Genomic DNA, 13,444 nt, shown 5'->3' with positions numbered 1-13,444 from the left:
ATCAGCCACTTGTTTTTTGTTCCATTTCGTTCAACGGGAATTCATGCAGTGGCGCTATGGCAATTGCACAGACGTTGGCAAGGTTCTATAAACCGATCCATTAAGCGGCCACGGCCAAAAATACTATTGCGGAGAGTAATATGAAACTGGTTTCAAAATTTGCCTTAGCCCTCTCTTTGGTTGCGGTATCCGCCGCACCGGCCGCGTTTGCGCAGTCCGATGAAAAACCTAAAAAGGAAAAAAAGGGTAAGGAAGCAGCGCCTGCGGCGCCGAAGCGGAATTATTCCAAGCCATTTATCGCGGCTTATATGCCAGTGGCGAACATGCTTAACAAAACCAAGGATGCCGTCGCCGCTAAGGCGGCGTTTTCGACGGTTGTTGCAGCGATTGGCAACGACGATGACCGGTATGAGGCAGGCATTCTTGCGATCAACATAGGCGCGCCTTTGAAAGATTTGGCGTTTCAGGAGCAGGGCATTGACCTGCTGATCGGATCGGCAACTACGCCAGTCGATTTGAAGAAGGAATATACCTTCAGAAAGGGCGCAATCGCCTATGATGGCAAAAGGTTTGCTGACGCTGAAAAGTATATGATTGATGCTTACAACATCGGCTACCGTGCCAATAACATCGAATATCTGGTCTCCAACGCAATGTCGCAGCAGAACAAGGATGCCGATGCAATTGCATGGATTGGGAAGGCTATTGAGTCGAGCAAGGCAGCTGGAGCCGTAAGCAAGGCCTATGTCATTCGTGCGGCAAATCTGTCCGCGAAAATGAAGAATTATACTGCCGCTTCCAATTTCTACAAGGAATTGGTCATAACAGAAAATAACCCTGATTATTGGCATGATGCGCTAGCGTTTTTTGACCGGTCGCGTGATTTTAATCCTGAAGAATCACTCGATATATTGCGTTTGATGCGCGCTACTAATGGCCTGCGTTTTCAACAGGAATATGCGGCCTATCTTGATAGTTTGAGCTATATTGGTGTCCGTTACCCCGCAGAAGCGGTGTCGGTTCTTGACGAAGGTTTCGATAAGGGTGTGATCTCCCGCAATAACGTGACCTTTAGCGAGCGTTACAACGAAGCCAAATCGCGGCTTGCGGAGGACACACGCACATTGCCTGGCACGATAGCCCCTGCAAAAGCCAGTTCGAAACCGATGCTGGCGTCGCTAACTGCAGACTCGTTTTTCTCGCACAAGGATTACAAGACGGCCAAGGATTTGTATGAATCGGCGTTGAGTAAGGGAGCCGTTCTGGACAAGGATGGCGGCGACCAGACCGACCGCACGCGCTTTCGTCTCGCAATGTCTAAAGCAATGTTGGGCGATTATGCCGGCGCGAAGGCTGATTTTGCCATGATCAACAACCCTAACCGCAAGGCAATTGCCGAATATTGGAACATGTATATCGACCAATTGTCCAAGCCTGCCGCTGCACCTGTTGCCGCTGCCCCGTCGACCTGAATTATAAAACAACAACAAAAAAGGGCCTGCGCAATCGGGCCCTTTTTTATGCCTGCGGAATAGGAACGCCGGGATCGTCTTTAGCGGTGCGGATCGTTAGTGATGTTTTGACGCTGCTGACATTTGGCGCAGACGTCAGTTGTGACGTCAAAAATTCCTGAAATGACTGAAGGTCGCGGGCGACAATCTTCAAGATAAAATCAATTTCACCGTTGAGCATATGGCATTCGCGCACATCGGGTAGCGCCCTGACATGCTCTTCAAATGCCTTTAAATCCTTCTCCGCCTGACTTTTGAGGCTGACCATTGCGAACACAGTGATGGTATAGCCCAAAGCACCTGCGTCCACGTCAGCATGGTAGGATTTGATTGTGCCTGATTGTTCCAGCGCGCGCATGCGGCGAAGGCATGGCGGCGCCGTCAAACCTACCTTTGTCGCGAGTTCCACATTGGTAATGCGACCATTCGCCTGTAATTCAGCCAAAAGCTTCATATCTATCGCGTCAAGGTTCGTATTGGCCATAAAATCGTAATTTCCGTTCCTATTATGGCCCGTGCTTATAATATAATTATAGCGGATTGCAATTGTCCCATAGTGTGATGGACCAAAATTGATGCTTTCATGTTTCTGACAACAGCCTGCCGCTGTAAAATCAGGTGATTATCTCAACAGGAACCGCCAAAAATTGCGTGAAACGGATAACAAAGGCGTTCGCCGACACATTTGGTAATTGTAACGCGCATGTCTGTTGCAGAGCGATGGCCCTCCCGGTTGCTGTTAGCGATTGTCATTTGCTCTGCTTTTAAGTCACTTGATTGGCTTTGCGTCAGGTTTATGCAAGACTTCCAAGGGTTACGAAATATGGCTGTCCGCAGAAGGATTGCGGCCGAAATGAAATCTACCAGCCAAATTACGTCATTTAGGTAAGATAAAGGCTTGCCTATTCTGCCAAAGTTCGGCTATCGGCCCGCAGGTAGTTGGCGAGCCGGTTAGGGCCTGTAGCTCAGTTGGTTAGAGCTGGCCGCTCATAACGGCTAGGTCGGGGGTTCGAGTCCCTCCGGGCCCACCACCTTCGCATCGCGAAGATGGTGGGCAGCCAGCCGCGAGGACATTGTTATACCAGTGATCCCATGTCGGGGAGTAGCGCAGCCTGGTAGCGCATCTGGTTTGGGACCAGAGGGTCGCAGGTTCGAATCCTGTCTCCCCGACCATTTCTTTAAAAATTCAGGGCAGATCGTCAACGAAGCTGCAAAATGTGTTGCGATCGATTGAATGCAACAAATCGCACTTCTGTCTCGTTCGGATTTTTATGCAAAAATCCGAATGATAGAAACGCCACGGCTTTGCGTGAAAGGGGCCACTACCGATCAGTTGGACAGCTGCTGAACGGCAGACGGCTGACGTGGCGCAGGGGCCTCGGCGCGCTCTTATCCGATCAGGCTGCTTTAACGGTGGCACTGTCTGACCGGACGCTTCTGCCTGCAGTTCCGCCGGGTATGCCTATTGGCTGATGTCTCGGCCGCTTTAATTTATTCATTCTCTAGCCGACGAAGGCGCGCTCAAGCACATAAGTGCCAGGGTGCGAATGGGCGCCCTCGACAAAACCAAGGGCTTCCAGCTGCGCGCCTGTTTCCTTGATCATTGCCATGCTGCCGCACAGCATGACGCGGTCTGTGGCGGGATCAAGTGGATAGTCCCCACACGCAATACGGTCCGTAATACGGCGATTTTCGTCAGTCCAAGTTGGGCATTTTGTCACTGACTGATCATAGGTAAGTTGCAGCTTGGCTTCATCTGCAACCAAGGGGTCGCTCGCCAATTTGCTTTCAAGCAGATCGCGGTAGGCCAAATCCTCGACTTGCCGGACCGTATGCTGAACGGTGATATGTTCGAAGCGTTCGTACACACCCGGATCGCGGATGATCGAAATCCAAGGAGCAAGGCCTGTTCCTGTCCCAATCATATGCAAGCGTTTGCCTGGGATCAGCGCATCCATCGTCAACGTGCCCGTTGGCTTTTCCCCCAACAATATTTCATCACCGGGTTTGATTTTGTATAGGTGGCTCGTGAGCGGACCGTCGGGAATGATGATGCTCAAAAACTCAAGCGACTCTTCCCAAAAAGCCGATACGATTGAATATGCGCGCAACAGTGGCTTGCCGTTGACCATCAGGCCAAGCATCACAAATTGACCGCTGACAAAGCGAAAAGATGTTGGCCGCTCCACGGAAAACGAAAATAGTCCCGTGTTCCAGTGATGTGTGGTCAAAACTTTAACTGTATTACACGCCATGATATCCGTTCCATAATTGTGCGCCATTTGAACGCAGGAAGGCCCTTTGCATAATAAACATTTCTTTCCCACGAAAAAGTCAGCCTTCGTCCGGTAAGCCATGACAACCGCGTCGACTTATTGAGGCAAATATTCTAACGATATCTCATGGACTCACTTGATATCGCTTTTGCCGAAGCCCGCCGTTACATTGCTTCATTGGACACACGGCCTGTTGCCTCACGGGGTACGCCGGATGACATGCGGTCAATGTTGCCGTCACATTTTCCGGAACACGGAATGCCAGCAAATGATGTTGTGCGCGCCATCGCAGCGGCGGCAGAACCGGGGTTAACCGCCAATGCCAGTGGCCGATTCTTTGCATGGGTAAAGGGGGGTACTTTACCCGCCGCATTGGCCACCGACATCATGTGCTCGGCGTGGGACCAAAATGCGGTGTTGGCGTCAACAAGCCCAGCAGGCGCCGTGCTTGAGGAGGTTGCCGGCCAATATCTTTTGGAGGCGCTGGGGCTGCCTACAGACGCCAGCTATGCCTTTGTGACGGGTTGCCAGATGGCGCACACTACCGCGCTGGCTGCGGCGCGCCATGGTGTACTTGCGCGGCAGGGATGGGATGTCGAAGCCAAGGGGCTTCAGGGTAGCCCGGCCATTCGCATATTGGCCAACGCCCACCATCATTTGTCGGTAACGCGCTCCTTGCGCCTTCTTGGCTTAGGCAGCGATTGCATTGAACCATTGGGTGGTAAGACATCCGGCAAGGTCGATGCCGACGTGCTGCAAGCAGCATTGGCGCAGGCCCCTGATGCGCCGACTATTGTGATCCTGAATGCTGGCGACCTCAACATTGGCGCATGCGATGATTTTGAGGTTCTTTGTCCCATTGCACAAGCCAGCGGTGCCTGGGTGCATGTCGATGGTGCCTTTGGCTTGTGGGCGAATGCAAGCCCGCGTCTTGCACCACTGGTGAAGGGCATAGCTCTGGCTGATAGCTGGGCGACCGACGGGCATAAATGGCTGAATACCCCATATGACTGCGGAATGGCGATCACCCGGGACCCGCAGGCGCACAGTGCCGCCATGCGGATGACTGCGGATTATTTAAGCAGCGGTGGTCCAGTGCGTGACCCAATGGATTTTACGCCGGAATGGTCACGGCGTGCGCGATCATTGCCGACGCTTGCGGCATTGATGGAACTGGGCCGCGATGGGCTCGCGGCAATGGTGGAACGTTGCTGCGACCATGCAGTCGCGATCTATGATGGCATAGCGGCCTTGGACGGCGCAACTGGCATCGCGCGTCCGACCATGAACCAAGGGCTCATTCGGTTTGATACGGAGAACGGTAATAACATCAGCGATGCTGTGATCGCCGCCATTAACGCCAGCGGCGAAGCTTTTTTAAGTGGGGGTACGTGGAACGCAGAACGCGTTATGCGGATCAGCGTCTGTGGCTGGAATACCAGCGCCAATGACGTTGTGCGCACGGTGGCTGCCGCGGGTAAGGCGCTGTCGCAGCTAAGACAGCACGCAGACTAACTAGTCTTAACCATGTTGCGATGATGGCGACCATGAGAAAAAACGGCGGCTAAGGCGAGCGCGGGAACATAAACGCGCTTTGCCTGTTATTGTATCGGACACACCGCCTGCGAATCCTCCCGTTTTTAGTTCGGTGTGTCCAACCTTCCAAATCTCACGGGCATATTCTGTGGCGCAATACACGCAGCGCAGTTGATATGCGTAAAGATCTACGCGGCCAGAGCTTCGGCTGTTTCAGTGCGGGTGATGCCGTTCACAAACTGGTCAGTGCATCCATCCCAGCAAAAGGTCGCGCCATAGTGTGCGGCGTCCGCTCGGTCCAGCCTCAGCGCGTCTTGTATGGCTTGCGACAAATCTGCGTTCAGCGACCCAATGGGCCGTTTTAACTCCTTGTTGGGGCCAAGGCCTTCTACGCCAATTATATCGAGCGGCCCTTGCACCGGATAGCCTGCTACCGGTGTCCCACAGGCCAATGCCTCCAATATGACGAGGCCGAACGTGTCGGTCTTGCTTGGGAAAACAAAGACGTCAGCGGATGCATAGATGCTCGCAAGCTCTGCGCCTTGTCGCGTTCCGAGGAAAATGGCGCCAGGATACTGCGCTTCCAGCGCCGCGCGGGCAGGGCCATCGCCGACGACCACTTTTGTTCCCGGCACATCTGCGTCCAGAAATGCTTCCAGATTCTTCTCAACAGCAACCCTGCCAACGCACAATAATATCGGTTTTACAATATCTTGTAGCGCCGGATGCTTGCCTTGTTGGGAATGAAAGATGTCATGGTCAATACCGCGTGACCACAATCGCGTCGGGCGTATGCCGCGACTTTCAAGCTCATCACGCAGACTTTGTGTCGCAGTAAGAACTACGCGGGACCCCTTGTGAAATCTGCGCATGATCGGCCAGATGAGGTCAGGCGAGAGATTTGTGCGCGCTGCGACATATTCTGGGAACCGCGTATGGAAGGCCGTCGTGAAGGGCACTTTATGCTTAAGGCACCATGCCCGCGCACTCCAACCGATTGGACCTTCAGTGGAAATATGAACAAGGTCCGGCTTGAATGCGCCAAGCACCTTGCGCAAGCGGAAACGCGGGGCGAGAGCCAAGCGTATTTCGGGGTAACCCGGACAAGCAATGGTGGTGAAACGATCAGGTGATATAACTTCGACCTCATGGCCGCGTCCTTTTAAGCGGCGTATCGTCTCGTTCAGGGTGCGCACAACACCATTAACTTGTGGAGCCCAAGCGTCGGTTGCGATGGCCAATCTCATGCTGCAACCGTCGCACTTTTTGCCGCTTGATCACGCACACGTGCTGCCCAATCGATGATGGACATAGTCCCATCTTTAGCTTCGGTGAGCGCGGTGCAGCTTTCGACCCAGTCACCGTCATTATAATAGGTAATCGTGTCGAACTGCCGTATTTCTGCGCAGTGAATATGGCCGCAGACTACACCCTGCACACCACGCTGTAGAGCCTCGCGTGCAACAACTTCTTCATATTTACCAACATATTGCACTGCATTTTTAACACGCTTTTTTAAATAAGAAGACAGCGACCAATAAGGGAGGTTAAACCTCCGACGCACGGCATTGAGAACAATATTGGCTTTGAGCAGCAAGGTATATGCCTGATCCCCCAAGAACGCGAGCCAGCGAGCGTAAAGAACAATGCCGTCAAAGGCATCACCATGGGTGACAAGCAACGATTTGCCATCGGCAGTGGTATGTATGGCTTCTAGCTGCACTTCGATGCCGCCAAAGCTAAGCCCCGCATAATCGCGGAACATCTCATCATGATTACCGGGTATGTAAATCACCCGCGTACCGCGATGCGCCATTTTCAAGAGTCGCCGGATGACTTCATTATGTTGGTCTGGCCAATACCAGCCCTTACGCAGGCGCCAGCCATCGACTATGTCACCAACGAGATACAGTGTTTCACATTCGATCGAGTGCAAAAAATCGCTAAGCAGCCCAGCCTGACAACCGGCTGTGCCAAGGTGCACGTCGGATATCCAGACTGTGCGGAACTTCATCTTCGGCTGATAGCTTCGCGGTTCGGGTTTATCGAACCAAGTAGGAAGCTTTGGTATTATTTTGCCCCGCTCAATAAGCTGATTTGTATCTACATCTATTCCACTAAACAAAGTGTCCGTCATCTGCTTTTACCCCCACCAGATGTGTTGGGCATAGCCGATTCGTTGGTCAGGCACGTGGCAGATAGATGACAGTTTTCTTGCCATCGATCACGCCTTTGTCCTTTTATCTCAGAGCAGGTACTTCTGTATCAGGCAGGGTCAGTCCCATGGCCCGTGCCAGCGTCGGCGCGATAGCAAGTTTGTAGCCCGCGCTTTAGGGGCAGTAAGTGGCGGTTTAATGGGCTTATCCCGTGATTTTGATAACGGTTACAAGTCCGAAACATTTCGGCTGTCCCTGCCAACGATCGCTGCGTCGGATAAAAGTTACAGTTATATGACAATTGTATTGCATATATGTAATATAACTGTAACATAATCCTGGAGATAGGGGAGATGAGCTATGAAACTATTATTAGTCAGCGCTTTAATCGCGGGAACTATGGGTACTGCAGTGCACGCGGCGCCAAGTATGACGGGCGAGATTTCGTATCCAAAAGAATCCATAGGTTATGAGGCCCTCATGCGCGGTGATAACGAACGTGCAGTCTTCCAAATCATGGCGAATGAACAGGTCAGTAGCGGTGATCCAGCAAAATTACTGAACCTTGGCCGTGCCTATGCGCGAATGGGTCACACTGACGAAGCTGCAAAGATGTTTAAAGCTGTGCTTGAAAGCCGCGACAGTGTTGACTTGGTTCTGGCAGATGGCAGCGTTATGAATTCGAAGGTTGCGGCACGTAAGGCCTATGCGAGTTTGCAAAGGCGCGTTGCGGCACGTTAAGACACCATAATCTGTTTTTCAGTTACTGAAGCCATAATAAGGCGGGCCTAACGGCTCGCCTTTTTCATTTTTAGTTCTGTACCAAGCGGGTTCGTCAACGTTATTCCGGTGTTGTAACATTTCTGAAGTAAAAGATTCTCTCAACTGCAATGTGATACGCATGGTGATGTCACAGTCCGCTTCTATCGACTTTCAAGTCAACGGGTGGGGCCTAATGTTGATTCGTCACTGGTCCGTTGCAAGTGCCTATAATCGGGCAAGTCTTATTTGTTGCGGAGATTTAGAATGTTGAACCCAAAAATGCGCGGGATTGTCTATGCTACGGCAGCCGCTGCCCTCGTCACTGGTTGTGGCGCAGACGACATCGCGTCGCCCGGAACCGGTGGTAACATCACCATTAATAACCCAGCCGCCCCTCCCCCTCCGCCACCCCCGCCGCCGCCAACAACTGTTGCCGCCGCTGGCGCGTGTCCTTCGATCGCTGACCCGCAGGGTTTGACAAACGCTGGAACGATTTCTGGCCCAACCGGTACCTATCGTATTTGCCAACTGCCAAACCTTATTAAGGTGTCGAGTTCGTTACCGAAGCTTGCTGGGGTCCTTTATTCTATGAATGGCCGCGTGAACGTCGGTTGCGACGGCGGGTTCACGGCACCAACAGCCGGATCGCCAGTAACTTCAACGACTATTGGATGCACCACGCCACTTACGGCAGACACGAACGTTACTTTGACGATCCAGCCAGGCGTGATCCTTTATGGTGCGACTGGCCAGTCATGGCTAGCAGTTAACCGCGGCAACAAGATTTCCGCAATCGGCACGGCCAGCTTGCCAATTATTTTCACCAGCCAAGACAATGTAGCCGGCTTCAATGCCGATACATCGCAAGGTCAGTGGGGCGGCGTCGTTCTTATGGGCCGTGGCGTTACCACGGATTGCCTGACCGGAACGGTTGCTGCAGGCACCTGCGAGCGTGACACCGAAGGTTCAGTCGACAAGGCTATTTATGGCGGTAGGGATAACGCCTACAATGCGGGTTCTATGAAGTATGTTCAAATTCGTTACTCTGGCTTTGTTCTTGGTTCAAACAAGGAATTGCAGTCACTAACGGCGCAAAGCATCGGCACAGGTACTACGCTTGAATATATCCAATCGCACAACAGCTCGGATGATGGCGTTGAGTTCTTCGGCGGTGCGATCAACATGAAATATTATGTTGCAACCGGTGCAGATGATGACAGCCTTGACATTGACACTGGGGCGCAAGCTAATATCCAATTCGCCTTGCTTATCCAGCGTGCTGGTAAGGGCGACGCATTGTTGGAGTTTGACAGCAACGGAGCTGAAACGGATACGCCGCGCAGTAAAATGCAGATTGCAAACTTCACAGCGTTGCAGCCGCAAACGTCGTCGGACAATGAAGGCAGTGGTGGCGATCTTGCAGCGACACTCTTCCGTGGTAACTCGGACACAACTTTGATCAACGGCATAATCGCTACACCAAATAACGAATGTATTCGGATGAATGGCTCGGGTACCACGCCTGCAACGCTTGTTGCTCGTTCTGTGGTATTACAGTGTAATGCGACAAAGTTTTTGGGTTCGGGGTCATATACCGCAGCGCAGGTAGCTACCAGCTTCGGCACTGGCGCAAACGGCAACAATGACGCGTTTACGACGAGCTTCTCATCGCTGTTTATCAATGGTGCGAATGAGACTGCGGTCGTTGGTACCAACCCAACTACGTTTAGCTCGTTCTTTACGGCCACGACCTACATTGGTGCCGTGAAGGATGCGAGCGACACTTGGTACGCCGGTTGGACCTGCAACAGCGCCACCGCAACCTTGGGTACGAGCCTAACTGGCCTCTGCACGTCGCTGCCTACATACTAAGCTGCGAGCCATGATTTGGGTGGAGCGCGGCCGTATTGGCCCGCTCCACCCTTTTTCAATAGGAAATAGGGAAATTCCAATGTCGTATTCATTTAGGCGTGCAAGCCTGTTGCTCTTTACAACTGCGCTCGTCGCGCCAAATATGGCGCTCGCCCAGACACTGGAGCCAGTGCCAACTGAAACACAGCAAGAGGCAGCTGAAGTGCCTGCGGCAGCGGAAGTGTCCCAGCCTGAAGAGGAAACCGAAATATCGGTACCGGGTGGCGAAATCGTGGTGCGCGGATATCTTGACCGCAACATCGCGAAGTCGTCACCGCAGGTCGTCTCAGTTCTTTCGAGCGCTGACATCGCACGGACCGGCGAGGGCAATATTGCCGGTGCATTGGGTAGGGTCACTGGCCTTAGCGTTGTCGGCAATGGGTATGTATATGTGCGCGGTCTTGGCGACCGCTATTCGCTGGCTCTGCTGAACGGTTCGCCGCTTCCAAGCCCAGAGCCTTTGAAGCGCGTTGTTCCGCTTGATCTCTTTCCCACAGGCGTAATCGCTTCGTCGTTGGTGCAAAAAAGCTATTCTGTGAACTATCCGGGTGAATTTGGCGGCGGTGTTATCAACCTGACGACCAAGGCAACACCGCGCGATCCGTTTTTCACTATCGGGGGGACAATGTCTGGTGACAGTGAATCGACGGGTCGTCTTGGGTATACTTATTACGGCAGTTCGTCTGACTGGTCGGGTTACACCAATGCAAACCGCGATTTTACGCCCGCGCTCCAGAGCTTCCTCGCAAGCGGTGAACGGCTGAGTTCAAATAAAGTCAACGTACAAGACGTCGCTAAAGGTGTTGTAACAGGTCGCAATGCTATTTTGCAGCGGGACACGAAGTTGCCCGCCAATGCATCGCTGTCTTTTTCAGGTGGTAAAACATTTGACGTTGGAGCGTCACAGCTCGGCATCATAGCAGGCGGCGGCTATAGCAATAAATGGTCAACGCGCGACACCATTCAGCAGCGTTCCTTGAGTGCGGACGTGTCAACCGTCGAATCGGATTTCAATCAAGTCGGCACCGATCAGCGTATTGTCGCCAACGGTCTGCTTGGCCTAGGACTTGAATTTGGTGAGAATAAGCTTCGCTGGACGAACCTGTATATTCACGACACCATCAAACAGGGCCGTTTAAGCGTCGGCAATATTGATCAGAGCACCGCTGATGTTATGCGCCAGAAGACAGCTTGGTACGAACGTCAGCTCGCTAATACGCAAGTTGTCGGTGAATTTAAAGTCACACCCGATCTGCGGATTGATATGCGCGGGGGATATTCAAAATCGCAACGGGACGCGCCTTATGAATTGTCGACGGAATATGTAAGAACGAATGCATCTTCTGATCCGACTGGAGCCTATTTTGTCAACGTTCTTAACCGAAACCGCGGTGATGCGCGGGTCATTTTTTCGAAACTGACGGAAGAGCTGATCTCCGGCGGTGTCGACGTGACGTATAAAATCACGCCTGATATCGGCATAACATTCGGTAACGCTTACTCCGACACTGACCGCATCAGTTCGCGACGCGAATTTTTCTTCGACGCAAGTGCCCTACCTTCAGGCGTAGGCATGCTGCGAGCCGACCTTTTGTTGCAGCCAGAGATTATTGATCTTTACAAGATTTCTTTGTTCGAAGGCGACGAAGGAAACCCAGCTTTTGAAGCTAAGTTGCGAACATGGGCTGGTTACGGCAAAATCAACGCGCAGATTGCTGATATGTTCAACCTCGATGCCGGCGTTCGTTGGGAAAAAGCCGAGCAGTCCGTGGTTCCGATCCAGGTATTTAAAGTACCCGGCGCGTCGGGTGCGGCGACAGACTTGTCGCGCCAATATTGGTTGCCGGCTGCTACGGTTACGGTCGACCTGACGGATCAAATGAAAGCCCGTTTCAGTGGATCTAAAACGATCGCACGTCCCCAGTTTCGCGAGTTAATCAATCAGCCATATTTTGATCCAGATACAAACCGTGCCTATCGCGGTAACCCGCTGCTGATAGACAGTCAGCTTTACAATGGTGAGGCTCGGTTTGAATATTATTTTGCGCCAGAGCAACGCTTTTCATTTTCGGCATTTTATAAGAAGATCAAAAATCCGATTGAGGCATTTGTTACAAACGATTTCACGACATCGTTCGCAAATGCTCCAGAGGCATCGCTCTATGGTGCCGAAATTGATGTCCAGAAATATGTCGATCTCAGCAACTTAAGCAGCAGCGATTTCTTCGCAACGCGGCGGTTTGTGTTGGTTGCAAACTATACCTACACCAAGTCAAAGTTAAAAGTTCAGGCTAGTGACAAGACAAGCTTTTTTGGAGCGTTCTCCACCAAAGCGACAGATTATTTCCAGAATGGTGCGCCGTTGACTGGGCAGTCGGACCATATCGTCAATTTCCAAGCCGGTATTGAAGATACGGATAAGCTATCGCAGCTAACGTTCCTGCTCACTTATTCCAGTGATCGCGTTACCAGTCGGGGCATCAACGGGACGCCGCCTCAGCCAGATGTTGTTGAGCGCCCAGGCTTTCGGCTAGATCTTGTCGGTCGGCAGGGTATAAAAATTGCCGGGCAGGATGCCGATTTGAAGGTCGAGCTTCGCAACCTTACTCGCACGAAGTACAACGAGTTCCAGCAGTCAGGCAATAACCGCGTCATATACAACCAATATGATCCGGGCATGAGCGCGTCTATCGGGCTTAGTTTCAACTTCTAAAGAAAACATCTTCCCCCACACTTGCGGCGGCGTGTTAATAGACATGCCGCCGTATTTTTTTGCTTTCCCGCATATCAGGCGTTCATAGTAATTAAACTGTCTTATTATCTTCACTTTTACGTCATAAAGGCGGCTTAGTCCGCTGATATCGGCGGATTCGCGCAGGAGACTTTGTGGCATTATCGTTGGCTGAAAGGGTGAAAGTGCAATCACGCCGGCTGACCTCATTGCCGGTTGGTGCGGCGCTTATCGCTTTGGTGTCTGCTTTATGTGCTGTTCAAACTGCGCGCCTAATTTGGGTTACGGTAACACCTATTGGACCAACTGCGCAATGGAGTGCTCCGGGCATTAATCTTGTTCCGTCGGCTGCGCGGGTTGCGCTTTTTACCGGTTTCGACCCTTTTTATCGCATAGATGCTTCTGCTACGACGACCCAGAATGTGACATCGTTAAGCTTGGTTTTATTTGGCGTGCGTGCGAACGAGAGTTCCGGCGGCGGGGCTGCCATTATCGCGGGCGAAGATGGCATTCAAAATAGCTACGCGGTGGGAGAGGAAGTCGCGCCAGGTGTTACGCTCA

10 protein-coding genes and 2 tRNA genes are annotated in these 13,444 nt (G+C 52.2%); 8 read left to right on the top strand and 4 right to left on the bottom strand.

What is annotated here, in order from left to right; all coding sequences use genetic code 11:
• Positions 1–140 precede the first annotated feature (140 nt).
• Positions 141–1,472, top strand: a complete 1,332-nt coding sequence (locus tag ACIQ2T_RS07645; RefSeq protein ID WP_397584162.1) for a hypothetical protein — start codon at positions 141–143, stop codon at positions 1,470–1,472.
• A gap of 46 nt (positions 1,473–1,518) precedes the next feature.
• Here the strand turns inward: ACIQ2T_RS07645 and ACIQ2T_RS07640 are convergent, their stop codons facing one another.
• On the bottom strand, positions 1,519–1,995 hold the full coding sequence (locus tag ACIQ2T_RS07640) for an Lrp/AsnC family transcriptional regulator (RefSeq protein ID WP_306063019.1): 477 nt from the start codon (positions 1,993–1,995) through the stop codon (positions 1,519–1,521).
• 470 nt (positions 1,996–2,465) lie between these two features.
• Between ACIQ2T_RS07640 and ACIQ2T_RS07635 the strand changes: the two genes are divergently transcribed.
• A tRNA-Ile gene (locus ACIQ2T_RS07635) sits at positions 2,466–2,542 on the top strand.
• A 65-nt stretch (positions 2,543–2,607) separates the two neighbouring features.
• A tRNA-Pro gene (locus ACIQ2T_RS07630) sits at positions 2,608–2,684 on the top strand.
• Positions 2,685–3,013: 329 nt separating this feature from the next.
• Here ACIQ2T_RS07630 and ACIQ2T_RS07625 read toward each other — a convergent pair.
• Complete coding sequence (locus ACIQ2T_RS07625; protein ID WP_397590294.1) at positions 3,014–3,766, bottom strand: ferredoxin--NADP reductase; 753 nt, start codon at positions 3,764–3,766, stop codon at positions 3,014–3,016.
• 147 nt (positions 3,767–3,913) lie between these two features.
• Here ACIQ2T_RS07625 and ACIQ2T_RS07620 point away from each other — a divergent pair, with 147 nt between their 5' ends.
• Positions 3,914–5,302: a pyridoxal phosphate-dependent decarboxylase family protein gene (locus tag ACIQ2T_RS07620; protein WP_397590293.1), complete on the top strand. Its 1,389-nt coding sequence runs from the start codon at positions 3,914–3,916 to the stop codon at positions 5,300–5,302.
• Between the two features lie 209 nt (positions 5,303–5,511).
• On the opposite strand, the gene ACIQ2T_RS07615 is transcribed toward ACIQ2T_RS07620, so the two are convergent.
• The gene (locus ACIQ2T_RS07615; protein WP_397590292.1) at positions 5,512–6,570 is read right to left on the bottom strand and encodes a glycosyltransferase family 4 protein; all 1,059 of its coding nucleotides are present in this window, start codon (positions 6,568–6,570) and stop codon (positions 5,512–5,514) included.
• Positions 6,567–7,460: a UDP-2,3-diacylglucosamine diphosphatase gene (locus ACIQ2T_RS07610; protein ID WP_397590291.1), complete on the bottom strand. Its 894-nt coding sequence runs from the start codon at positions 7,458–7,460 to the stop codon at positions 6,567–6,569. Before ACIQ2T_RS07610 ends, ACIQ2T_RS07615 begins: the two co-directional genes overlap by 4 nt.
• 379 nt (positions 7,461–7,839) lie before the next feature.
• Here ACIQ2T_RS07610 and ACIQ2T_RS07605 point away from each other — a divergent pair, with 379 nt between their 5' ends.
• From ACIQ2T_RS07605 to ACIQ2T_RS07590, 4 genes are all read left to right on the top strand, one after another.
• On the top strand, positions 7,840–8,220 hold the full coding sequence (locus ACIQ2T_RS07605; RefSeq protein WP_397590290.1) for a tetratricopeptide repeat protein: 381 nt from the start codon (positions 7,840–7,842) through the stop codon (positions 8,218–8,220).
• A gap of 285 nt (positions 8,221–8,505) precedes the next feature.
• Entirely contained in the window at positions 8,506–10,113 is a 1,608-nt protein-coding gene (locus tag ACIQ2T_RS07600) for a hypothetical protein (RefSeq protein WP_397590289.1), read from the top strand.
• Positions 10,114–10,192: 79 nt separating this feature from the next.
• Complete coding sequence (locus ACIQ2T_RS07595; protein ID WP_397590288.1) at positions 10,193–12,865, top strand: TonB-dependent receptor domain-containing protein; 2,673 nt, start codon at positions 10,193–10,195, stop codon at positions 12,863–12,865.
• A gap of 173 nt (positions 12,866–13,038) precedes the next feature.
• Positions 13,039–13,444 (top strand): type II secretion system protein N (locus tag ACIQ2T_RS07590; RefSeq protein WP_397590287.1); only part of this gene is annotated, 406 nt, incomplete at its 3' end.

It is taken from the genome of Sphingorhabdus sp. (assembly GCF_044357595.1).
GTDB lineage: Bacteria > Pseudomonadota > Alphaproteobacteria > Sphingomonadales > Sphingomonadaceae > Sphingorhabdus_B.
Note: the sequence above shows the minus strand (reverse complement) of the source record. Positions and strands in the feature narration are given on the sequence as shown.

Excerpts from the sequence above, each read along its gene's own strand:
- ACIQ2T_RS07645 (WP_397584162.1), top strand. The coding sequence starts at position 141 with ATGAAACTGGTTTCAAAATTTGCCTTAGCCCTCTCTTTGGTTGCGGTA.
- ACIQ2T_RS07605 (WP_397590290.1), top strand. The coding sequence starts at position 7,840 with ATGAAACTATTATTAGTCAGCGCTTTAATCGCGGGAACTATGGGTACT.
- ACIQ2T_RS07600 (WP_397590289.1), top strand. The coding sequence starts at position 8,506 with ATGTTGAACCCAAAAATGCGCGGGATTGTCTATGCTACGGCAGCCGCT.
- ACIQ2T_RS07595 (WP_397590288.1), top strand. The coding sequence starts at position 10,193 with ATGTCGTATTCATTTAGGCGTGCAAGCCTGTTGCTCTTTACAACTGCG.
- ACIQ2T_RS07625 (WP_397590294.1), bottom strand. The coding sequence starts at position 3,766 with ATGGCGTGTAATACAGTTAAAGTTTTGACCACACATCACTGGAACACG.
- ACIQ2T_RS07640 (WP_306063019.1), bottom strand. The coding sequence starts at position 1,995 with ATGGCCAATACGAACCTTGACGCGATAGATATGAAGCTTTTGGCTGAA.
- ACIQ2T_RS07610 (WP_397590291.1), bottom strand. The coding sequence starts at position 7,460 with ATGACGGACACTTTGTTTAGTGGAATAGATGTAGATACAAATCAGCTT.
- ACIQ2T_RS07620 (WP_397590293.1), top strand. The coding sequence starts at position 3,914 with ATGGACTCACTTGATATCGCTTTTGCCGAAGCCCGCCGTTACATTGCT.
- ACIQ2T_RS07615 (WP_397590292.1), bottom strand. The coding sequence starts at position 6,570 with ATGAGATTGGCCATCGCAACCGACGCTTGGGCTCCACAAGTTAATGGT.